A 21662-nucleotide genomic window follows, 5' to 3' on the forward strand; every position below is an offset into this window, starting at 1 on the left:
CACGGGCCGGAAACCAGGCGAAACGGGGGCACGGTGAACAACAGGACGTACCGCGACTACGACTTCAGTCACCTGCCGGACGGGCTGGCCCTGTTCCTGGGCATCCTCGTCGTCCTGATGCTGGTGGTCCTGTTCGGCGGACTCCTCCTGATCGGGCGCCGGAAGAGTAAGAGTCCCGAGGAGAGGGCGCGGGCCGCCGCGGGCAGGGCGAGCCGGAGCCGTCAGGCGGACCTGAGGAAGCGGCGCGTCGCACTGCAGAGGAAGGCCGACCGGCAGAACCCCTGAGGGGCGTGTGCGCCGCCGGTTCCCCCGTCGCCCCTGTTCCGGTGCCCCCGCTGCGACGGCGGCCGGCCGGGTCACTCGGGCTGTGCGGCCAGCGCGGTGTGCGCCTCCAGGAGGAAACGGCGGACGGCCGCCGCCTCCCGGTCGTCGAAGGTGCGCAGGACATCGGCCATCCGCGCCAGGGGGTGCCCGAAGAACTCCTGACCCCGCTCCCTCGCCCGTGCGTCGACCGTGAGGAGCACCCGGCGGCGGTCGAGCGAGTCCCGGGTACGGGTGACGTGGCCGAGACGGACCAGCCGGTCGATGAGCGCGGTGGTGCCCGCGGAGTTGAGCCCCAGCTGTGCGCCCAGCCACCCGGCGGTCGCGGGCGTCTTCGAACGGCCGGCGTCGAGCAGACAGATCAACGCGCGCACGTCGGTGGGGTGCATGCCGTTCCGGGAGGCGAATTCGGCCTGCCTCAGGCCGAATTCGACCGCGACCCGGCGCAGCAGGTGCACCGTGGCCATCTCCGGGCCGTCCGGCCCCTCTTTCTCGGTCATGCCCCTATTTTATCTCGCCGGGCGAGATAAAATAGGGACAGGAGGCGATCGATGACGCACGCACCCCAGTCCGTTCCGCCAGGGTTCCTCGCCGCGTACGACGAAGTCCTGGCCGCCCACTGGCCCACCGGGACGGTCCCTTCCCCGGTCCCGACCCCGTACGGCACCACACACGTCAACAGCTGCGGCCCCGAAGGGGCTCCGCCCCTGGTCCTGCTGCCCGGCGGGGGAGTCCCCTCCGCCGTGTGGTACGTCCAGGCGGCCCGTCTCGGGCTGACCCACCGCGTCCACGCGGTCGATCTCGTCGGTGAGCCGGGGCGCAGCGCGACGGGGGAGCGCCCGCTCCGCTCGGCGGCCGACCTCACGGCATGGCTGGACGCCGTGCTGGACGGGCTGGATGTGCCGTCCGCCGCGCTCTGCGGCCACTCGTACGGCGGCTGGATCGCCCTGCGGTACGCCCTGCACGCGCCCCGACGCGTCAGCAGGCTCGTGCTGGTGGACCCGACCGGGTGCTTCGGGGGCTTCGACCCCGTCTATCTGCTGCACGCGCTGCCGATGCTGCTCCGGCCCACGGTCCGCCGGACGCGCGCGTTCCTGGACTGGGAGACGGCGGGCGCGCCCTTCGACCCCGCCTGGACACGGCTGCGCGACGAGGCGGCCGGCTTCCCCTCGGCCCGCCCCGTCACCGGACCGAGGCCCTCGCCCGAGGAACTGCGTGGCCTGGAGCCGGAGACACTCGTCCTGCTCGCCGGGAACAGCCGCGCCCACGACGCGCGGCGGGTCGCCGCGGCAGCCGGCCGGCTGCTCCCGCGCGCCGAGACGGCGACAGTCGCGGACGCCACCCATCACTCCCTGCCGCTCGGAGTCCCTGGTGCCGCCGAGATCGGCCGCCGCATGGAGGACTTCCTCAGCGGCCCATCGCGTCCCGTACCGCCTCGTCCGTCCGCGCCACGACGGCCGTACCGTCCTGCGCGGTGATGATCGGGCGCTGGATCAGCTTCGGGTGCCCGGCCAGCGCCGTGATCCACCGCTCGCGCGATGCCTCGTCCTTCGGCCAGTCCTTGAGGCCGAGCTCCTTCGCCTCCGCCTCCTGGGTCCTCGCGATGTCCCACGGCTCCAGTCCGAGACGGCCGAGCACCGCCCGGATCTCCTCGGGCGAAGGCACGTCCTCCAGATAGCGGCGGACGGTGTACTCGGCCCCCTCCGCGTCCAGCAGACTCACCGCGCTGCGGCACTTGGAACAGGCGGGATTGATCCAGATCTCCATGGGGCCCAGGGTACGGGAGGGATCCCCGAAATGGCCTCTGGCCAGGGGCGATTGTCAGTGGGGGGCGGTAAAATGGAGGCAGTTCGTGAGGGTTCCACCACCGCGCCAGGAGGTTGCCGATGGCCGTTGCCACAGCCACGACCGAGCCGCTCCACCAGCCCCTTCGGAAGAAGCCGCTCCCCGCGGGCCGTCCCCGCGAGTGGTACGTCTCGCACAACCGCCGCCTCAAGGCCATGCGTCTGGCCATCGCCCTGCTCGACACCGGCGTGTACCAGCCGTCGAGCGCCGACAACGCCCGGATACGCGCGACGGCCGCCCGCCTCGCCATCCACCCGCCGTCCGACACCACCTGCCGCATGGTCCGCGCCCTGATCCGCTACGGCCGCTGACCCGGCGCGCCTGTGCCCCCGGGCTCCCGGACCCGGGGGCACAGGCGCGCGCCCCGCTGCGGGAGGCGGATGCGAGACTGCACGCCATGTCTCTCGCCGACCTGACCCTCGCCCACTGGCGCGGCCTCGACCCGGCCGCGTCCAGGAGGTACGCCGACGAGGCCGCCCGCCGGGCGGGCGGCCGTCTCCTGAGCCTGGACGCCGCGCCCGGCGGCGGCGCTCCGCACCGCGCCGTGATCGAACGGGGCGGCGAGCGCTACGCCTTGATACCCGGTGGCGAGGTGACCGTCGGCTTCGACGTGGACGCCTGGCAGCCGCTCCCCGAGCAGCTCGTCTCGTACCAGGAGGAGAGCCTGGCCGGCGGCTTCGGCTTCGAGCCGGACCCGCGCGCCCACCTCGCACGCGTGACGACTCCCCGCCGCACGGTCGTCCTGCCCACCGTGCTGATGGCGGTGGAGCCCGTGAAGCTTCCCGAAATCCCCTCCCTGGTGCCCGCGTTGCTCGCCGAACGCGGCCTGCGGCTGCCGCACCCGGACGAGTGGGAGCACGCCTGCGGCGCGGGTGCGGCCACGCTGTTCCGCTGGGGCGACGACTGCCCGGCGGGCGCCTCCCCGTACGGCGAGGGGGCCGGCCCGCACCGGCTGCCCAACGCCTTCGGGCTGCGCATCGCCTTCGATGTCTACGACAGCGCGGAGATGACCTCGGACCCCGGTTTCGTATACGGCGGGGACGGGGGAGAGGCGGTCTGCGGCGGTTACGGGACCCTGCTCGAATGGCTGCCGCTGGCCACCGCCAACCGCAACCCCTCCACGGCCGAATTCCTCGGCGGACCGGAGGGGGAGGACATGTTCGAGGACTTCAACATCCGGCCCGTGCTCGCCCTCGGCTGACCGGAGCGCGGCCCGCACCGGCCGGTGCGGGCCCCTGGCCCTCGTGCACACCGCACGGAAGTGTGACGTGTCACAGACAACGCAGCGGTGCTGTGGGAGCTTCAACTCTGTTACTCGTCAGTTGAGTTACCGACGTGCGCGTGGAGAGGGTCGTATGAGCACTCTGCAAGCCATCACGCTCGACCAGGTGGTCGACACGGACCACTACCCCCTGACGGAGCCGGAGAGCACGCAGGCCCGCGCCGTGGTGGCGCGGGCCAGGGAGGAGCTCGCCGGCACCGGCTGCACCGTACTGCCCGACTTCGTCCGGCCCGCCCTCCACGACGTTCTGCGCCAGGAGTGCGCCGCCATCGCCCCGCAGGCGTACTTCGACGTCGAGACGGTCAACGTCTACAACATCGACGTGGACACGGACCTGCCCGACGGCCACCCCGGCCGGCGCACCTTCGAGCGCGGCAACGCCTTCGTCGCCCGCGACCGGGTCCCCGCGGACTCCCTCATCAGCAGGCTGTATGCCCATGAGTCGTTCCAGCGCTTCGTCGCCGACTGCTTCGGACTGCCGCGCCTGTACGAGCTGGCCGACCCGCTCTCCGGGCTCGTGCTCAACGTCGTACGGCCGGGCATGGAGCACCCCTGGCACTTCGACACCAACGAGTACACGGTCAGCATGCTCACCCAGGACGCGGAGGAGGGCGGCTCCTTCGAGTACTGCCCGAACATCAGGTCCGCCGAGGACGAGCGCTTCGACGACGTCCGGGACGTCCTGGACGGCCGCGGCGGACACCTGACCCGGCGTCTGCCCCTGAGGCCGGGCGACCTCCAGCTGTTCAAGGGCCGCTACTCGCTGCACCGGGTCAGTCCCGTCCGGGGCGCCCTGGCACGCCACAGCGCGATCTTCGCCTACAGCGAGCGCCCCGGCGTGATCGGCAGCGTCTCCAGGACCCGGCAGCTCTTCGGCCGTGTCCTGCCCGCGCACCTGGCCGCGGAGGGCCGGGCCGTGCGGGGCGACCGACTGCTCGACTAGCGCATGCTCCAGGCCGTCCACTGCCAGGCGATCCACCGAGGAGAAGCCCCTTGCGTTTCGACGCGTCCGGAAAAGTCTCGCTGGACCACATCTACACCGCGCCCGACCCCCGCACCTACTTCCAGGTGCTCCGCCCGCTCGGCTACCGCGTGCCCCAACTGGCCAAGCCCTGGTTCGACAAGCTCATCAAGGAGTACCGGGAGACGGAACGGGTGGCCGTCCCCCGGGTGCTGGACATCGGCTGCTCGTACGGGATCAACGCGGCGCTGCTCAAGTACGACATCACGATGGACGAGCTGTACGCGCGCTACGACGGCACCGGCCCCGCGACCCGCGCCGGACTCCTGGCCCGCGACCAGGACCTCTCGCGCTCCCGCAGCCCCGCGCACGGCCTGCGCTTCACCGGCCTTGACGCCTCCACCAGCGCCCTGGCCTACGCGCGCGAGGCCGGATTCCTCGACGACACCGTCCACGCCGACCTGGAGACGGACGACCCCACCCCCGAGCAGCGCGCCACGCTTGCGGACACGGACCTGGTGATCTCGACGGGCTGCATCGGCTACGTCACCGAGCGCACCCTCACCCGCGTCGTGCGGGCCCAGGACGGCCGACTGCCCTGGATGGCGCACTTCGTGCTGCGGATGTTCCCCTTCGGCCCCGTCGAGGACGCCCTGGCCGGGCTGGGGTACCGGACGGTCCGGGTCGACGAGGTCTTCAAACAGCGGCGGTTCGCCGACCCGAGGGAACAACGGCTCGTCCTGGACAGCATGGCCGAGGCGGACGTGGACGCGAGCGGCCTGGAGGAGGACGGCTGGCTCTACGCTCAGCTCTATCTCTCCAGGCCCCCGCAGCGGTAACAGCCCCCCCAACCCCACCGATCGAGAAGAGAGAGCCGCGTTGAACGTAGTTCAGGAAGCAGCAGCCGGAGCCACCTTCGCCCGCGAGGGAAGCCTGCCGCGCGTGCCGCTGCCGACACTCGAGGCGAGCTGCGAGAGGTTCCTCGCCTGGTGCGCCCCCCTGCTGACCGCCGGGGAACTGGCGGAGACCGAGGCCGAGGTCGCCGCGTTCCTCCGGCCGGACGGCCCCGGCCGGGCCCTGCACGCGGCGCTGGAGGAGTACGACGCGACCGAGGGCGTGCACAGCTGGCTCGACACCTTCTGGCCGTACCGCTACCTCGGCAGGCGGGACCGGATCGCGCTCAACGCCAACTTCTTCTTCCTGTTCCAGGACACCGGCCAGGGGCAGCTCGACCGTGCGGCGGGGCTCGTGGCGGGGGCGCTCCACTACAAGCGGCGGCTCGACGAGGGGCTCATCGCGCCGGTGGAGCAGCGCGGCGTGGCGCAGTCCATGGTGCAGAACGCCTACCTCTTCTCCACGACCCGCATCCCCGGCGTACCCCTGGACAACGTGCGCGCCCCGTACAGCGAGCGTGAGCCCGGGCCGTCCACCGCACGGCACATCGTGGTGTTCTTCCGGGGGACCATGTTCCGGCTCGACGTGCTCGGCCCCGACGGCGTCCCGCACAGCCTCGACGAGATCGAGGCCGGGCTGCGCGCGGTGACCAAGGCCGACGTCCCCACGCCGGAGGAGGACCGGGCCGGCCACCTCACCACGATGGCCCGCGCGGAGTGGGCGGACGCCCGGCAGTCCCTGCTCGCCGCGCACCCCGGCAACGCCCGGACCCTGGACGACATCGAGACCGCCCTCTTCTGCGTCTGCCTGGAGGACTTCGCACCCGAGGACACCCAGGCCGCCTGCGACGAGCTGCTCTACGGCGACCGCGGCAACCGCTGGTTCGACAAGGCCGTCTCCTTCGTCGTCTTCGCCGACGGCCGGGCCGGCATCAACGTCGAGCACTGCGAGCTGGACGGGACGACCATCCTCAGCTTCACCGACGCGCTGCTCGGCGCCTCGCCCGACGAGCACTCCCGGGGCTCCGGTGCACGCGCTCAGGGCGTACCCGTCCCGCACCCGCTCTCCTTCGCACTGGACGAGCCCCTGCGCGCCCAGGTGCGCGCCGCCGCCGAGGCGTTCGAGGCGTACGGGAACGACACCGCCACCAGTACCGTGTCGTTCGACGACTTCGGCAGCACCGCCGCCAAGGCCCTCGGGGCCTCCCCGGACGCCTTCGTCCAGGCCGCCTACCAACTGGCCCACCAGCGCGCCAAGGGCCGGCTCGGGGCCACGTACGAGTCGATCGCCACCCGCCAGTACCGCCACGGCCGCACCGAGGCGATGCGTGTCGTCACCCCCGAGATGCCCGCCTTCGTCGCGGCGATGGACGACCCCTCGGCCGTCCGCGACGCCCGCCGCGCGGCGTTCCGGGCCGCCGCCGGTGCCCATGTGGCCCGTGCCAAGGAGTGCCAGGCCGGCGAGGCCCCCGAACAGCACCTCTGGGAACTGGAGTTGATCCAGCGCCGCCGCGGCGACGAGCTCGGCGTGACCGAGCAGCCCGCCCTGTACCGCTCCCCGGGCTGGCTGACCATGCGCGACGACTACCTCAGCACCAGCTCGGCGCCCTCGGAGAACATCCAGTACTTCGGCTTCGGCTCCACCAGCAGCCGCTGCATCGGCGTCGCGTACGTCCTGCTGCCGGACCGCTTCAACCTCTACCTGAGCACCCCGCGCGCGGTGGCCGGCCAGATGCACGCCTTCGCCGACCGGCTCCGCGAGGCGGTCGCGGAGCTGCGGGAGCTGCTGACGGACTGACCCGAGCCGCCGGCGTGGTGGCACGCGCACGTATCTTTGCCCCGTCGGCTCGCCGAGCCGGCGACCGACGGGGGAGACACACACATGCACACCACGGCCACCTCGTTCACCCTGCACCCCTGGACCGAACGTCCCCCGCGCGAGCGGCCGTTCTCCGGCTGGCGGGGGACGTCGCCGGAGTTCGGCGACATACAGGTGAGGTACCCGGTCCCGCCTCACCTTCCGCAGGCCGGCCGGGCGGAGGCGCGCGGCGGGTTCCTGCCGGTGGCCACCTTCGAGTCGCGCGGCGTGCACATGGACGAGCTCGCCCGGCCGACCCTGAACGGAGCCTCGCTCCGGGTGGGCGACGCCGTGGTGCATCTGAGCAGGAACCGGTGGGCGCCGACCCGCCGCGGGCGTTCCCTGCACATGAGGTACCTGGGCGACCGGTACCGGCTCACCGCGATCAACCGCCGCGACTACGTCCTCACCAGGTCGGCGGACAGCGAGAGTCCGGGCGCCGTCGTCACGGTGACGCAGTCCGGCTTCGGGAAGCGCAAGCAGCTGACGGTGCGGCCCGCGGGCCGCACCGTCCCGGCCGACATCGCGCTCGCGGCCCTCTTCTCCGGCGTCGACAGAGCCGTCCTCACCCGCCGCGGCGCCGTGCGGGCCGGCATCTCCCGGATGTTCTCGGCGTGGGCCGGCTCCCAGTAGGCGCCGTGCCGGACCTCCTCGACGAGGCGCGGGATCTCAGACGGTGATCTGCGGGTGTGCCGGGCTGAGTCGGTGGACGGTGCTCAGGGCGCAGTGCTCGCCGAGCAACTCCCGCAGTTCTCCGGCGGCGGCCTCGACGAGGTGGCCGTCGCGGGCGCCGTGGAGGGTTTCGAGGATGAAGGCGACGTGGGTGGAGTCCTCGGTGACACGGGTGCGGTGAGCGTCGCGGTGGTTCCAGTGCCGGGTGAGGACATCGGTGGTGTCGGCGTAGACGATCTCGCCGGGCTTGGGGTTCTCGACCTCGCCGGGCTCGCCGAGCGGAGTGAAGGACTCGGTGCCGTCGGCGTGACGGATCTCCACATCGCCGGTGACACGGTCGAGGTCGAAGGCGCCGGCGGGCAGGCCGTGGCGGACGGAGACGGTGTTGTAGGAGTCGACGGCCGGGTTGATCCGTGGCAGGGAGCCCTTCTTGGCCAGGCGGCGGCCCAGGGCGTCGACGCTGGGGCGGATGCGGCGGGGGTTGGTGCCGAAGGAGCGGTAGGCGGTGTGCCATGCCTCGACGCGCGGGTCGCTCTCGTCGGCGGGCTGCCAGGTGCCGTCGGCGAGCTGCCGCTCCAGGTGCTCCTGGGCGGCGGCGGTGGCGGGCCAGTCCTCGTGGCCGCGCAGGCCGGTGGCGGTGACGACGGCGATGAGGGTGCCGGGGAAGTCCTCGGCGACGGCGGGGCTGAGGCGGAAGGTGTTCATGGGGAAGGGGTCCGATCCGGGAGAGCGGGCTGAGGTGGGGCGGCGGAGTCAGGTGAGGGCGAGGAGGCCGACGGCGGCTGCGGTGCCCAGACCGATCAGCCGGCCGCGATGGACGCGCTCGGCCAGGACACCGCGGGCGAGCAGGACGGTGCCGGCCGGATGCAGGGCGGTGATCACGGCGACGACCGCCAGGTCACCGCTGCGGGCCGCGACGAGGAAGAGCCGCCGAGACCGCCGAGGAAGTCGGCGCATCCGTAGGCCAGGGAGCTGCCCAGGGCCAGCAGCAGAGCGATCACGGGTGGTACATCCCTTACCATCAATGGAACGACCACACCGTACAACGTACCGACCGCCATGTTCAACCGACCGACTGCTCGGTGCATTGAACCGACCCACGGCTCGAAAGGTGACAGAGATGGCCGACGCCCAGGAGGCGCTGCGGACGCTCGCGCACAACGTCCGCGCGGCCCGTACCCGCGCCGGCCTGTCCCTGGACGAGCTCGGCCGCCGGGCCAAGGTCAGCAAGGGCGCCCTGGTCGCCCTGGAGAAGGCCCAGGGCAACCCGAACTTCGCCACCCTGGTGCGCCTCGCCGACACCCTCGGCGTCTCTGTGTCGGCGCTGATGGAGGGCAGCCCCGAGCAGCCCGTCCGGGTGGTGAGCGCCGACACCGTCATGCCTCTGTGGAGAGGCGAACGCGGCAGCGAGGCCCGGCTGATGCTGACCACCGGCGGCCCGGCGGCCACCGAGCTCTGGCGCTGGACGCTGGAACCCGGCGAGGAGTACCACAGCCACCCCCATCAGGCCGGAGTCGTGGAGACCGTCAGCGTCACCGCCGGAGAGATGGTGCTCGTCGTGGACGGCGCCGAACACCCCGTCGTGGCCGGGCAGACCGCCACCTTCGACGCCGACCACACGCACACCTACCGCGGATCGGGCACCGGACCCTGCCACCTGATCATGACCGTCCACCTGCCCCCGGGCCCCGCGTGACGCCTCGGCAATCCCGGGCCGCCGGGGGAGCCGGACCCCGCGCACGCCGAAGGGCCGCCGCCCCGGTCACGGGACGGCGGCCCTCGGTCGTGTGCCTGAGAACTACCGCGGTCTAGAGGTCGAAGTAGAGCTCGAACTCGTGCGGGTGCGGGCGAAGCTGGATCGGGGCGATCTCGTTCGTGCGCTTGTAGTCGATCCACGTCTCGATCAGGTCGGGCGTGAAGACGCCGCCCGCCTGGAGGTACTCGTGGTCCTGCTCCAGGGCGTCGAGGACGGCCGGCAGCGAGGTCGGGACCTGCTGGACGCTGGCGTGCTCCTCGGGAGCCAGCTCGTAGAGGTCCTTGTCGATCGGCTCCGGCGGCTCGATCTTGTTCTTGACGCCGTCCAGACCGGCCATCAGCAGGGCCGAGAACGCCAGGTACGGGTTGGAGGACGGGTCGGGGGCGCGGAACTCGACGCGCTTCGCCTTCGGGTTGGAGCCCGTGATCGGGATGCGCATCGCGGCGGAGCGGTTGCGCTGCGAGTACACCATGTTGACCGGGGCCTCGAAGCCGGGGACCAGGCGGTGGTAGGAGTTCACCGTCGGGTTGGTGAACGCCAGCAGCGACGGGGCGTGCTTCAGGATGCCGCCGATGTAGTAGCGCGCCATGTCCGAGAGGCCCGCGTAGCCCTGCTCGTCGTAGAACAGCGGGGAGCCGCCGGACCACAGGGACTGGTGCACGTGCATGCCCGAGCCGTTGTCGCCGAAGATCGGCTTCGGCATGAAGGTCGCGGTCTTGCCGTTGCGCCAGGCGACGTTCTTCACGATGTACTTGAAGAGCATCAGGTCGTCGGCCGCGGCGAGCAGCGTGTTGAACTTGTAGTTGATCTCGGCCTGGCCGGCGGTGCCGACCTCGTGGTGCTGGCGCTCGACCTGGAGGCCGTTCTTGTCCAGCTCCATGGAGATCTCGGCGCGCAGGTCGGCGAAGTGGTCGACCGGCGGGGTCGGGAAGTAGCCGCCCTTGTAGCGGACCTTGTAACCCCGGTTGTTCTCGACCGCACCGGTGTTCCAGGCGCCGGCCTCGGAGTCGATGTGGTAGAAGCTCTCGTTCGCCGACGTCTGGAAGCGGACGTTGTCGAAGACGTAGAACTCGGCCTCGGGGCCGAAGTACGCGGTGTCGGCGACACCGGTCGAGGCGAGGTACGCCTCGGCCTTCTTGGCCACGTTCCGCGGGTCACGGCTGTACTGCTCGCCGGTGATCGGGTCGTGGATGAAGAAGTTGACGTTCACCGTCTTGTCGCGGCGGAACGGGTCGACACGGGCCGTCGACAGGTCGGCGCGGAGCGCCATGTCGGACTCGTGGATGGCCTGGAAGCCGCGGATCGACGAGCCGTCGAAAGCCAGTTCCTCGGCCGGGTCGAAGGTCGCTGCCGGGATCGTGAAGTGCTGCATCACGCCAGGCAGGTCGCAGAACCGGACGTCGATGAACTTGACGTCGTTGTCGGCGATGTACTTCTGGACTTCGTCGGCGTTCTGGAACATCCAACTCCTCCTACTCCCGACCCGGGAAAGGGCGGGGTTGTAGCTCTCTGTGCGGCCAGTGCGGTGGCACACGCTGGACCCGACCATAGGCAGACGGGATTTCTCAAGCATGACCCATTTGTTTCGCCCAAGTTAACCGGGGCGGCTGTGGGCGGCACCTCAACGCCGTGTCCAGTGCCCCGCCCGGAGAGGTGCAAACGCGGGCGCAGTACCGTGGACGGGTGGACAACAGGCAAGCAATCGGATCGTGGCTCTCGGGGCCGCGCGCGGCGGCCGAGGAGATGGGCGCCGACTTCGGTTACCGGGGCGAGCGCCTCGGTCTGCCCCAGGAGGGCCCGGGGTCTGTCGCCTCGTTCGGCCGTCGCCTCGGGGCCCTCTTCATCGACTGGGCCGTGAGCATGCTGATCGCATACGGGCTGCTCGCAGCCGGTGACCAGCAGACGACGGGGAACTGGGCGCTCGGCGTCTTCCTCGTCATGAGCCTGCTGACGGTCGGAACAGTGGGTTCCACCCCGGGCAAGCGGATTCTGGGCCTTCGGGTCATCGGCGAGGACGGCGGCCGGCTCGGCGTCGTACGCGTCGTCGTCCGGACCGTGCTGCTCGGCCTGGTGATCCCCGCCGTCGTCTGGGACCGCGACGGCCGCGGCCTGCACGACCGGATGGCCCGCGCCGTCCAGGTCCGTATCTGAGCGCACGGAGCGATCCGGGCGTACGGCGGGGAGCGATCCGGGCGTAACGGCCGGGATCCCGGACCGCGGAGACCTCGGCGCACGGTGAGGTCCCGGAGCACGGGAGACCTCGGCGCACGCGCCCCGGGAACGTACGGACAGAAGGGAGCGGCCCCGGACGAGGAACTCGTCCGGGGCCGCTCTCATGTCATGTTCCGGGGAACCGGGTCAGCGCATCTTCCCGCCGCGCGGCATCCGCATGCCCTTCGGCATCGGGCCCTTCGGCAGCGGCATGTTGCTCATCAGGTCGCCCATCGCCCGCAGCCGGTCGTTGGCCGCGGTCACCTGCGGGCCGGTCAGGACCCGCGGAAGCTTCAGCATGGTGGTGCGCACCTTCTTCAGCGGCACCTGGCCCTCGCCGTCACCGACGATGATGTCGTGCACCGGCACATCGACGACGATGCGGGCCATCCGCTTCTTCTCGGCCGCCAGCAGGCTCTTCACCCGGTTCGGGTTGCCCTCGGCCACCAGCACGATGCCGGCCTTGCCGACCGCCCGGTGGACGACGTCCTGGCTGCGGTTCATCGCGACCGCCGGGGTCGTGGTCCAGCCGCGGCCCACCCGGTCCAGCACGGCCGCGGCGGCGCCCGGCTGCCCCTCCATCTGCCCGAAGGCCGCGCGCTCGGCACGCCGCCCGAAGATGATCGCCATCGCGAGGAGTGCCAGGACGAAGCCCAGGATGCCCGCGTAGACGGGGTGGCCGATCAGGAAGCCGATCCCGAGGAGGACACCGAAGGTGATGATTCCCACGCCCGCGACGACGAGACCCACCTTGGGGTCCGTCCGCCTGGTCATCTTGTAGGTCAGGGCGATCTGCTTGAGCCGCCCCGCGTTCTCGGCGCTGTCCGCGCCTTCAGTGTTTGCCTTCCTCGCCATGTACCGAAGTTTACGTGGCGCGGGAGTGACCTAGGAACGGTGGTCGGCCACAGCCCGGAGCACATGCTCCGCCTCGACCCGGTCCTTGGCCCTGCGGCGGTCCTCCAGGACCGCGGTCCAGGCGTTCTGGCGGGCCGTGCGCTGGCCGCTGCCCAGCAGCAGCGACTCGACGGCGCGGAGCGCGGTGGCGACGGTCGGGATGGCGTTGGCTCGTACCGGTGCGGCGTGCATGGCGGGTGTTCCCCCTCGGAGCGGATGCGCGCGCCCGGCGCGCACTGAGTAGCGGGAAGCAATGACGACGGCGGCTGCGGGAGCCACCGCGTATGTACCTAGGGTCACTGCTCGGTGTTACCAGTGCATGACCGGTCGGTCAAACACCAATGAAACCCTGATTTCGGCGCCGCGCACGCCGACGCGGCCCATACGGGCCCCCGACCTGCGGGAGCCGTACGGGCCGCGTCGTCGCAGCTGTTACCGCTCAGTAGCTTCTTGTGCTCGGATTCACACGGCGGGAGCGGTGGCGGCGGTGGCGCCGCGCCGCTCGATCGCCTGCTGGAAGAGGCGTCCGGCGCGGTACGAGGAACGCACCAGCGGACCCGACATGACGCCGGAGTAACCGATCGCGTCGGCCTCGTCCTTCAGCTCCACGAACTCGTGCGGCTTCACCCAGCGCTCGACGGGGTGGTGGCGCACGGAGGGGCGGAGGTACTGCGTAATCGTGATGAGCTCGCAACCCGCGTCGTACAGGTCCTGGAGCGCCTCGCTGACTTCCTCGCGGGTCTCGCCCATGCCGAGGATCAGGTTGGACTTCGTCACCAGGCCGGCCTCGCGGGCCCGCGTGATGACCTCCAGGGAGCGCTCGTAACGGAAGCCGGGACGGATCCGCTTGAAGATCCTGGGCACCGTCTCGACGTTGTGCGCGAGCACCTCCGGGCGCGAGGAGAAGACCTCGGCCAGCTGCGCGGGCTCGGCGTTGAAGTCGGGGATCAGCAGCTCGACCTTGGTCGCGCCCGCCTCCCGCTCCGCCGTCAGCGTGTGGATCTGGCGCACGGTCTCCGCGTACAGCCAGGCGCCGCCGTCCTCCAGGTCGTCGCGTGCGACGCCGGTGATGGTGGCGTAGTTCAGGTCCATCGTGACGACGGACTCGCCCACGCGGCGGGGCTCGTCACGGTCCAGGGCCTCGGGCTTCCCCGTGTCGATCTGGCAGAAGTCGCAGCGCCGTGTGCACTGGTCCCCGCCGATGAGGAAGGTGGCCTCGCGGTCCTCCCAGCATTCGAAAATGTTGGGGCAGCCGGCTTCCTGGCACACCGTGTGCAGACCCTCGCTCTTCACGAGCTTCTGCAGCTGGTTGTACTCGGGGCCCATCTTCGCCCGGGTTTTGATCCACTCGGGCTTGCGCTCGATGGGGGTCTGGCTGTTCCGGACCTCGAGACGCAGCATCTTGCGCCCGTCGGGTGCGACAGCGGACACTCCGGCACTCCCCTTAGCTTCTACTGCATTGGAATCTTCGGCGAACACCAGGGTACGCCCGTGGTTAGAACGGTCTTACGTCTGCCCAACCTGTGGCCGACAGGGGCCTATTCCCGTGGCCCGTACAGGTTTCTCAGGCGGAGGCGGTCTGCGGGGCCTCGACGGCGCGGGGCGCGAGGTCGGCGTTCTCCAGGACGTCCCGCAGATGCTTCTCGACGACGGGGAGCACCTGGCCGATCGTGATCTCGCGGCCCAGCTCGTTGGAGAGCGATGTCACACCCGCGTCCCTGATGCCGCACGGCACGATCCGGTCGAACCAGGTGTTGTCCGGGTTCACGTTCAGCGAGAAGCCGTGCATGGTCACGCCCTTGGCGACCCGGATGCCGATCGCGGCCAGCTTGCGGTCCTCGCGGCGCTGGCCGGCGTTGGACGGCGCGTACTCGGGTCCGTTCAGCCGGGCGTCGAACTCCTCGTCGTGCAGCCGGGGGTCGAAGTCCAGGGAGAGCCCGCCGAGCGCCGGGCGGTCCTCGACCGGGTCGCCCAGGACCCAGACGCCGCTGCGGCCCTCGACCCGGGTGGTCTCCACGCCGAACTCCGCGGCGGTGAGGATCAGCGCGTCCTCCAGGCGGCGGACATGGGCCACCACGTCCACCGGGCGGGGCAGCTTCATGATCGGGTAGCCGACGAGCTGCCCGGGGCCGTGCCAGGTGATCTTCCCGCCGCGGTCCACGTCGATGACGGGGGTCCCGTCCAGCGGGCGTTCGCTGTCGGCGGTGCGCCGCCCCGCCGTGTAGACGGGCGGGTGCTCGAGGAGCAGGCAGGTGTCGGGGACGGTGTCCTCGAACCGGGCGGCGTGCACCTCGCGCTGCTTCTGCCATGCCTCCTGGTAGTCGACCGCTTCCGCGCCGAAGCCCAGACGGTCGAACCGCAGCTCACTCACTCGGGTGCCTCCCTACTCGCGGTGCCGGAGGGCCGGGGAGCCTCCCCGGAGCCACGTCACCTTGCACTGATATGCGCCCGGAGCCACTGTACGACCGCTCCGGCGAAGCGGGTCCGGCAGGTGGAGTCCGGCCGGTGCGTTCACGGGACCTTCGTCAGCGATCCGCAAATCCTCACACGATCGGATGAACGTGGAGCGAAGGGCGCTGGCGTCGCCGCCGGGGCGGTTAAGTTCGCGCCGTTCCATGACGGGCTCGCCCGCTCCCACTCGTGGGGGAGCCCGTAAGGGCTGCCCGCCCGGCGCCGAAGGCAGGAGACCTTACAGCTGATGTCGGAACGACCTCCGCAGCGAACCCCGAACCGGCGGCTCGCCGCCCTCATCGCGGAAGCCGGGTTCTCCCACGCCGGGCTGGCCCGCCGGGTGGACCAGCTCGGTCTCGAACACGGGCTCGATCTGCGATACGACAAGACCTCGGTGACCCGCTGGCTGCGCGGCCAGCAGCCCCGGGGCACCACCCCCGCGCTGATCGCCGAGGTCTTCACCAGAAGGCTGGGACGCCGGCTCTCCGCCCAGGACCTGGGGCTGGACGCGTGCGCGCCCGTCTACGCCGGTCTGGAGTTCGCGGCGACGCCCGCGGAGGCCGTCGACATCGTCAGCGGGCTGTGGCGCAAGGACTCCGGCAGCCACGCCGAGCTGCGCAAGATCGCCTTCACCCCGGCCGGGCTGGTTGTCCCCAGCCGGGACTGGCTGATCGGGCGGGCCGACGAATGGGTCGGCCGGGGCGAACCGCCGGACCGCGCGAGCGGCCTGCCCGCCCCGCGCACACCCGCGGACACTCCAGGGCTCCGGGCGCCGCACGGGCTCCAGCGGGCCAACGGCTCGCCCGTCCAGCAGGCGCCCGCCGCGCCCGCCGCCGGAGCGGGCTCCCAGGGCGTCAGGGCGGGCGGCACCCGGGGACCGGGCTCGTCCCGTCCGCCCGCGCCCGCCTCGGCACCGCCCCTGGGCGTCCCGCGCCAGCGGCAGACCGAACGCGGCACCGGCCAGCGCGTCGGCAGCGGCGACGTCGCCGCCCTGCGCTCGGTGGGCGAGCTCTTCCGCACCCTGGACAACACCTACGGCGGCGGTCACGCCCGGCAGGCCCTCGTCCGTTATCTGGAGCACGAGGCCGAACCCATGCTCCGCGGCAGCTACAGCGAGGCGATGGGCCGCCGGCTGTTCTCGGCCGCCGCCGATCTCACCCGGCTCGCCGGCTGGACCTCGTACGACATCGCCGCGCACGGCCTCGCCCAGCGCTACTTCGTGCAGGCGCTGCGGCTGGCCCAGGCCGCCGCGGACCGGGGGTACGGCGCGTTCGTCCTGATCACGATGAGCCGCCAGGCGGTGTATCTGGGGCACGGCAGGGAGGCCGTCCAGCTCGCGCGCGTCGCCCAGCAGGGCATCGGCTCCTCCGCGCCGCCCGTCGTCATGGCCCTGCTGCACTCCGTCGAGGCGCGGGGGCACGGGGTGCTCGGCGAGACCAGGGCCTGCGTCGCCGCGCTCGTACGGGCGGAACGCGCCCTGCAGTCCGCCCGGCCCGGCGACGACGTGCCCTACTGGGCGCGCTACTTCGACGAGGCGCAGCTGGCCGACGAGTTCGGCCACTGCCACCGCGACCTCCAGCAGTACCGCGTCGCAGCCCAGCACGCCGAGCGCTCGCTCCAGCTGCGCGCGCCGGTGTACGCCCGGAGCAGGCTGTTCTGCCGGGTGGTGCTCGCCTCCGCGCGGCTGGGCCTCGGTGAGCTCGACCAGGCGTGCCTGCTGGGCGCCGAGGCGGCCCAGCAGGCGGCCGAGATGCGGTCGGTGCGGGCGACCGAGTACGTACGCGACTTCGAGCGCCGCCTGGAGCCGTACAGGGACGCCACCGCCGTGCGGGGATACCGCGACCGGGTGGCCGCGCTGGGCTGAACCCCCCTATGCCGCGACGTGCAGCACGGGCCCGTCGCCGTGCCGCGGTCCCACCCCCAGGTCGTCGAGGATCGCCGAGGCCGCGCGCCTGCCGGAGCGCAGGGCCCCCTGGACCGTGCTGGTGTCGCGGTGGTCGCCGCAGACGTACAGCCCGGCGAGCAGCCGGACCGGCCGGCGCGGATCGTGCGGCGGCGGCATCGTGGGGACGGCCTCCGGGTCCTGATGCGCCGCCAGCAGCTCCCAGTCGTGCGTGGATGTGCCGTACAGCGCGGCGAGGTGGGAGCGGACCGTGCGGTCGAGGTCCGGCGGTGGCGGGCCGAGCACCGTGGAGGTGATCAGGGTCCGCCCGGCCGGGGCCCGCGAGGGATCGACCTCGCTCATCACGGCCGTGTGCGAGACCGGCCCCGAACGGTCCGCGTCCAGCAGCAGCCGGGCCCCCGTCGGCGGGGCCTGGGGAGCCGTGTGGTGCAGCACGGTCACCGGCTGGAACGCGGGCATGCGCAGCCCCGGCAGCAGCTCGGCGGCGGCCCCCGCCCCGGTCGCCAGCAGCAGCGACCGGCACCCGAGCTCGCCGTGCTCCTTGGTGCGTACGGACGTGATGTCGGCTGCGGTCACATGGACCCCGGTGCGCACGGTGCCGGGCGGCAGCGAGGCCGCCAGGAGCCCCGGCAGCGTCGCGGAGCCGCCCGAGGGCACACAGAGCCGGCCGCGTGCGTAGTCGCGCAGGGTGAGCTCGGCGACGCGGCTCGACGTGTCGAGCCCGGGGTCCGCGAGCAGCGCCGAGAGCAGCGGGTGCACGAATCCGCCGACGCTCCTGGGGGAGAGGCCGCGCGCGGACAGGGCGGTGAGCGCGGGTCCGTCGGGACGCGACGCGATGCGGGACTCCGGGACGGCCGCGAGCCGGGCCAGCCAGGCGCCGAGTCTGGCCTGTTCGATCGCCCCGCCCAGGGGCGCGCGAGGGGCGCTCGATCGGGAGCGTACGGCTCGAAGTGCGCCCCGCGCGCTCCGTACGTCCCCAGCGCGGAACTGCCGCCCCCCGCTGTGTACGAGCACCCCGGGGGCGAAGTCCCGCAGGACCAGGCCCTCCAGACCCGGGGTGGTGTCCAGCTCCGGATACGCGGAACTGAGCAGCGGGCCCAGATGATCGAGCCGGAAACCGTCCACCTCGTGGGTGGCCATCCGGCCGCCCACATGCGGGGCGGCCTCCAGGACGCTGACGTTCAGTCCCGCGTCGATGAGCTGGTGGGCGGCCGACAGGCCGGCGACCCCGGCCCCGATGACGACCACATCCGCGTGGTCTGCTGTGTGTGCCGTGAGCACGTGCCCCTCCCCGAGTCGGTGCGACTGGTGGGGAGCTATTGCCCCCAACAGGCCCCCGGAATGCCCGAGTTCGGGTCGAGGCTAGGTCTTCGGCCGAGTCCCGCGCAGTCGCACGCACCCAGGGCACCGGAGCACGGGGTCGCACGGCGGCCCGGCGCGGGGGCCGGGCGGGCGCTCGCGGCCTTTGCCGCGCGGACGGCCGGCGTCAGCGCAGCGCGGCGCGGATGGCGTCGTCGATGCCGGGGAAGGCGAACGCGAAGCCCGACTCCATGAGCCGGCCCGGCAGCACCCGCTGGCTGCCGAGCACGTCCCCGGCGAACTCCCCGAGCGCGATCCGCAGTGCGGGCGCCGGGGCGGTGAACAGCGTCGGGCGCCGCAGCACCCGGCCCATCGCGGCCGTCACCTGCGCGTTGGTGGCGGGGGAGGGGCCGGTGAGATTCACCGGCCCGGACAGGGTCTCGGTGTCCAGGATGTGGCGCAGCGCCGCGATGTGGTCGTGCAGCGCGATGAAGCTCCAGTACTGCCGGCCGTCCCCGATGCGTCCGCCGAGCCCGGCCTTGAAGAGCGGGAAGAGCCGTCCCCATGCCCCGCCCTTGCGGGAGACCACCAGACCGGTGCGGGCGTGGACGGTCCGGACGCCCGCCTCCTCGGCGGGAGCCGTGGCCTCCTCCCACTCCACGCACACCGATGGCAGGAAACCGTCGCCGGGCGGCGCGCTCTCGTCGACCGCGCGGTCCCCGGTGTCCCCGTAGAAGCCGACGGCGGACCCGGCCAGGAACACCTTCGGCGGGGTGTCCAGGGAGGCCACGGCCTCGGCGACGGCCGCCGTGCCCAGCACCCGGCTGTCGCGGATCTCCCGCTTGTACTCCTCGGTCCAGCGGTGGTCCCCGACGCCCGCCCCCGCGAGGTGCACGACCGCGTCGCAGCCGACCAGGCCCGCCACGTCGACGTACTGACGCTTCGGGTCCCACTCCACCTCGTCCCCGGTGGAGGCCGGGCGGCGCACGAGGCGCACCACCTCGTGCCCGTCGGCTCGCAGCGAGCGCACCAGCGCTGCTCCGATGAGTCCGGTCGATCCGGTGACGGCGATACGGGAACGCAGCATGGCGACCATCCTGCCCCATGTGCCCCCGGCCACACGGGACACGCGTGACACAGTGGCGCGCATGTCCGCGCCACAGATCCGCTCCCTCCGCCCCGTCCGCCCCGCCGTGCCGGAGGACGAACACGGGCTGGGCGAGCTCGACCGGGCCACCTGGTCGACTCTCCACTCCGTGCAGCCGAGGCCGGTGCCGCCCTACGAGCCCTTCTTCGACGCGCGGCACCGGCCGGAGGAGTTCCTGCTGGCCGAGGCCGACACCGGCCCCGGCGGGCCGCGCGTCGCCGGATACATACGGCTCGCCAGGCCGACCCCGCTCGCCTGCAACGCGCACGTACGCCAGATACAGGGGCTGGCCGTCGCCGAGTGGGCGCGCCGCCACGGGATCGCCCGTGCGCTGCTGCGCGCCGCGTACGCCGAGGCGCGCGGCCAGGGCGCGGCGCGGCTCACGCTGCGGGTGCTGGGGCACAACACCCCCGCGCGGGCGCTCTACGCGGCGGAGGGCTTCACCGTCGAGGGCGTGCTGCCCGGGGAGTTCTTCCTCGGCGGACGGTACGTCGACGACGTACTGATGGGCCGTTCGCTGACGGACTGAGCGCGGGGGCGTGCGGTTCGCCCGGCGTCAGGCCGGGCCGAAGCGCTCCCGGAGCGCGGGGAACCGCTCGGCCAGCACGGACTGGTCGTCGAGGGAGAAGGGTGTGCCCGCGGGTTCCGTGGCCTGCGGCGGCAGCCCCAGGTCGGGGGCGACCACCCCCGTGAGCTGCTCGTACGCCTCGTCGGCCGCGTAGCCGAGTTCCTCGCCGTCCCCGTCCAGCTCCTCGTCGAAGTCGTCCAGGAGCTCGGCGAGTGCGTCCGGATCGTGCACCGCGCCCTCGAAGACCTCCCGGCCCTGCCCGATCAGCCAGCAGCGGAAGTAGTCGAACGCGTCGTCGCTCGCCCCGCCCAGCAGCACGGCCGCCGCGCCCCACAGGTCCCAGTGGTACGCGCGGTTGTAGCGGGCCTCGAAATGCCGGGCGAAGTCCAGCACGGAGTCGGGATCGAGCCGCACCAGCCGCTCCACGAGCAGATCGGCGTGGTCCTCGGGGTCGCCGTCGGCGGCCTCGCGGGTGCTGTCGATGATCTCCCAGAACTCCGTCTCGTCCATCACTGGTCCAGCATCTGCCCCGGCGGGGGGCCACGCACGCCCAGACACCGAAATGAAGCCTTCGGCGTCACTTCCGCGCCACTTCAGTGATAGAGCTCGCGCAGCCGTTCGGCGGTATCGGCAAAGCGTTCGCGCAGGGAGGCGGGGGCGAGGACCTCCACCTCCGGTCCGAGCGCGAGCAGCTGGCCGTACGCCACCTCCTCGGACTCGACCGGAAGCACCACCGTGCGCAGCCCGTCCGCGTCCGGACCGGGGCCCGCGGCCAGCGCCTCGTCGGCCGCGGCCCTGTCCACGGTGTGCGGCAGCCGCCGTGCACCCGCCTCCGACAGCCGTACGGTCACCTCCGTGCGCAGGATCGAACGGGCGAACTGCTCGGCCCGCTCCTCCCAGAAGCGCGGCAGGTCGAAGTCCTCGTCCCGTACGAAGCGGGTCTCCGAGGCTGCGACGGCGGTGAACCGGTCGATCCGGTACACCCGGAAGTCGTTCCCGGCCCGGGCGCAGAGGTACCAGACCCCGGCCTTCAGCACGAGGCCGTACGGGAGCAGCTGCCGCTCCACCTCGCCCGACGGCCCCCGATAGCGGGCCCGGACCGGCCGGTCGTCCCAGACGGCCTCAGCGACGGCCGGCAGCAGCTCGGGGGTGACCGGCTCCTGGTACCAGCCGGGGGCGTCCAGATGGAAGCGCTGGGCCACCGTGTGCGAGGCGTCCCGGAGCGAGGGGAGCAGAGCCGCCGAGACCTTCAGCCGGGCGGCCGAAGCGGCGTCGTCGAGCCCCATCTCGCGCAGCGCGGACGGCAGCCCGGACAGGAACAGGGCCTCGGCCTCATGACGCGCCAGCCCGGTGAGCCGGGTGCGGTAGCCGCCCACGAGCCGGTAGCCGCCCGCCCTGCCGCGCTCCGCGTACACCGGCACGCCCGCCTCGGAGAGCGCCTGGGCGTCCCGGGTCACGGTGCGCTCCGACACCTCCAGCTCCCCCGCCAGCTCGGCGGCGGTCATGGAGGGGCGGGACTGCAGGAGCAGCACCATCTTGATGAGCCGGGCAGCGCGCATGGACCCCATTGTGGGGGCGCGCCCGGGGACGACGGCGGGGCG

24 protein-coding genes and 1 pseudogene are annotated in these 21662 nt (G+C 72.4%); 12 read left to right on the forward strand and 13 right to left on the reverse strand.

Translation table 11 applies throughout. The features are described 5' to 3' along the window. Positions 1–33 precede the first annotated feature (33 nt). Positions 34–285, forward strand: a complete 252-nt coding sequence (locus tag AMK10_RS11620) for a hypothetical protein (RefSeq protein ID WP_079180669.1) — start codon at positions 34–36, stop codon at positions 283–285. 71 nt (positions 286–356) lie between these two features. On the opposite strand, the gene AMK10_RS11625 is transcribed toward AMK10_RS11620, so the two are convergent. Further along, positions 357–821, reverse strand: coding sequence for a MarR family winged helix-turn-helix transcriptional regulator (locus tag AMK10_RS11625; protein WP_073747593.1), 465 nt, complete (start codon positions 819–821; stop codon positions 357–359). A gap of 51 nt (positions 822–872) precedes the next feature. On the opposite strand from AMK10_RS11625, the gene AMK10_RS11630 reads away from it, so the two are divergent. Beyond that, positions 873–1799: an alpha/beta fold hydrolase gene (locus tag AMK10_RS11630; protein ID WP_073747594.1), complete on the forward strand. Its 927-nt coding sequence runs from the start codon at positions 873–875 to the stop codon at positions 1797–1799. Here the strand turns inward: AMK10_RS11630 and AMK10_RS11635 are convergent. Then, positions 1729–2088, reverse strand: a complete 360-nt coding sequence (locus tag AMK10_RS11635) for an arsenate reductase family protein (RefSeq protein WP_073747595.1) — start codon at positions 2086–2088, stop codon at positions 1729–1731. The genes AMK10_RS11630 and AMK10_RS11635 overlap by 71 nt on opposite strands. Before the next feature lie 119 nt (positions 2089–2207). Between AMK10_RS11635 and AMK10_RS11640 the strand changes: the two genes are divergently transcribed. From AMK10_RS11640 to AMK10_RS11665, 6 genes are all read left to right on the forward strand, one after another. Beyond that, positions 2208–2477, forward strand: a complete 270-nt coding sequence (locus AMK10_RS11640; protein ID WP_073747596.1) for a hypothetical protein — start codon at positions 2208–2210, stop codon at positions 2475–2477. Positions 2478–2563: 86 nt separating this feature from the next. Continuing rightward, positions 2564–3367, forward strand: a complete 804-nt coding sequence (locus AMK10_RS11645) for a hypothetical protein (protein ID WP_073747597.1) — start codon at positions 2564–2566, stop codon at positions 3365–3367. Positions 3368–3521: 154 nt separating this feature from the next. Then, the gene (locus tag AMK10_RS11650; protein WP_073747598.1) at positions 3522–4391 is read left to right on the forward strand and encodes a HalD/BesD family halogenase; all 870 of its coding nucleotides are present in this window, start codon (positions 3522–3524) and stop codon (positions 4389–4391) included. Between the two features lie 50 nt (positions 4392–4441). After that, positions 4442–5248 (forward strand): class I SAM-dependent methyltransferase, encoded by an 807-nt coding sequence (locus AMK10_RS11655; RefSeq protein WP_073747599.1) that lies wholly within the window; start codon positions 4442–4444, stop codon positions 5246–5248. A 40-nt stretch (positions 5249–5288) separates the two neighbouring features. Further along, positions 5289–7100: a choline/carnitine O-acyltransferase gene (locus AMK10_RS11660; protein WP_073747600.1), complete on the forward strand. Its 1812-nt coding sequence runs from the start codon at positions 5289–5291 to the stop codon at positions 7098–7100. An 84-nt stretch (positions 7101–7184) separates the two neighbouring features. Further along, a complete protein-coding gene (locus tag AMK10_RS11665) occupies positions 7185–7793 on the forward strand; it encodes a hypothetical protein (RefSeq protein ID WP_073747601.1) in 609 nt (202 codons plus the stop codon). Positions 7794–7829: 36 nt separating this feature from the next. Here the strand turns inward: AMK10_RS11665 and AMK10_RS11670 are convergent, their stop codons facing one another. Next, a complete protein-coding gene (locus tag AMK10_RS11670) occupies positions 7830–8537 on the reverse strand; it encodes a B3/B4 domain-containing protein (protein WP_073747602.1) in 708 nt (235 codons plus the stop codon). 48 nt (positions 8538–8585) lie between these two features. Next, positions 8586–8759 (reverse strand): annotated as a pseudogene (locus AMK10_RS11675) (EamA family transporter); the annotation flags it as partial. Positions 8760–8952: 193 nt separating this feature from the next. Here AMK10_RS11675 and AMK10_RS11680 point away from each other — a divergent pair. Further along, a complete protein-coding gene (locus AMK10_RS11680; protein WP_073747603.1) occupies positions 8953–9528 on the forward strand; it encodes a helix-turn-helix domain-containing protein in 576 nt (191 codons plus the stop codon). Positions 9529–9640: 112 nt separating this feature from the next. Here the strand turns inward: AMK10_RS11680 and glnA are convergent, their stop codons facing one another. Further along, positions 9641–11050: a type I glutamate--ammonia ligase gene (gene glnA, locus AMK10_RS11685; protein WP_073747604.1), complete on the reverse strand. Its 1410-nt coding sequence runs from the start codon at positions 11048–11050 to the stop codon at positions 9641–9643. A gap of 221 nt (positions 11051–11271) precedes the next feature. Here glnA and AMK10_RS11690 point away from each other — a divergent pair, with 221 nt between their 5' ends. Continuing rightward, positions 11272–11739 (forward strand): RDD family protein, encoded by a 468-nt coding sequence (locus AMK10_RS11690; RefSeq protein ID WP_073747605.1) that lies wholly within the window; start codon positions 11272–11274, stop codon positions 11737–11739. Between the two features lie 207 nt (positions 11740–11946). On the opposite strand, the gene AMK10_RS11695 is transcribed toward AMK10_RS11690, so the two are convergent. The 4 genes from AMK10_RS11695 to lipB all read right to left on the reverse strand — a co-directional run bounded on the left by AMK10_RS11695 (position 11947) and on the right by lipB (position 15064). Continuing rightward, positions 11947–12654, reverse strand: coding sequence for a DUF4191 domain-containing protein (locus AMK10_RS11695; RefSeq protein ID WP_073747606.1), 708 nt, complete (start codon positions 12652–12654; stop codon positions 11947–11949). A gap of 30 nt (positions 12655–12684) precedes the next feature. Next, positions 12685–12885 (reverse strand): SCO2195 family GlnR-regulated protein, encoded by a 201-nt coding sequence (locus AMK10_RS11700; RefSeq protein WP_073747607.1) that lies wholly within the window; start codon positions 12883–12885, stop codon positions 12685–12687. Between the two features lie 270 nt (positions 12886–13155). Further along, a complete protein-coding gene (gene lipA / locus AMK10_RS11705; RefSeq protein ID WP_073747608.1) occupies positions 13156–14124 on the reverse strand; it encodes a lipoyl synthase in 969 nt (322 codons plus the stop codon). Between the two features lie 133 nt (positions 14125–14257). Next, positions 14258–15064, reverse strand: coding sequence for a lipoyl(octanoyl) transferase LipB (gene lipB, locus AMK10_RS11710; protein WP_073747609.1), 807 nt, complete (start codon positions 15062–15064; stop codon positions 14258–14260). A gap of 327 nt (positions 15065–15391) precedes the next feature. On the opposite strand from lipB, the gene AMK10_RS11715 reads away from it, so the two are divergent. Beyond that, positions 15392–17008: a regulator gene (locus AMK10_RS11715; RefSeq protein WP_073747610.1), complete on the forward strand. Its 1617-nt coding sequence runs from the start codon at positions 15392–15394 to the stop codon at positions 17006–17008. Positions 17009–17014: 6 nt separating this feature from the next. On the opposite strand, the gene AMK10_RS11720 is transcribed toward AMK10_RS11715, so the two are convergent. Then, a complete protein-coding gene (locus AMK10_RS11720) occupies positions 17015–18328 on the reverse strand; it encodes an NAD(P)/FAD-dependent oxidoreductase (protein WP_073747611.1) in 1314 nt (437 codons plus the stop codon). Between the two features lie 205 nt (positions 18329–18533). Continuing rightward, positions 18534–19433, reverse strand: coding sequence for a TIGR01777 family oxidoreductase (locus tag AMK10_RS11725; RefSeq protein WP_073747612.1), 900 nt, complete (start codon positions 19431–19433; stop codon positions 18534–18536). A 61-nt stretch (positions 19434–19494) separates the two neighbouring features. Between AMK10_RS11725 and AMK10_RS11730 the strand changes: the two genes are divergently transcribed. After that, entirely contained in the window at positions 19495–20022 is a 528-nt protein-coding gene (locus tag AMK10_RS11730) for a GNAT family N-acetyltransferase (protein WP_073748037.1), read from the forward strand. A 27-nt stretch (positions 20023–20049) separates the two neighbouring features. Here the strand turns inward: AMK10_RS11730 and AMK10_RS11735 are convergent, their stop codons facing one another. Both AMK10_RS11735 and AMK10_RS11740 read right to left on the reverse strand, forming a co-directional pair. Further along, positions 20050–20571, reverse strand: a complete 522-nt coding sequence (locus AMK10_RS11735) for a DUF4240 domain-containing protein (RefSeq protein WP_073747613.1) — start codon at positions 20569–20571, stop codon at positions 20050–20052. 83 nt (positions 20572–20654) lie between these two features. After that, the gene (locus AMK10_RS11740) at positions 20655–21620 is read right to left on the reverse strand and encodes a helix-turn-helix transcriptional regulator (protein WP_073747614.1); all 966 of its coding nucleotides are present in this window, start codon (positions 21618–21620) and stop codon (positions 20655–20657) included. Positions 21621–21662: the final 42 nt, after the last annotated feature.

The sequence above is a fragment of the Streptomyces sp. CB02058 genome, assembly GCF_001905505.1.
In the GTDB taxonomy this organism is placed as follows: domain Bacteria; phylum Actinomycetota; class Actinomycetes; order Streptomycetales; family Streptomycetaceae; genus Streptomyces.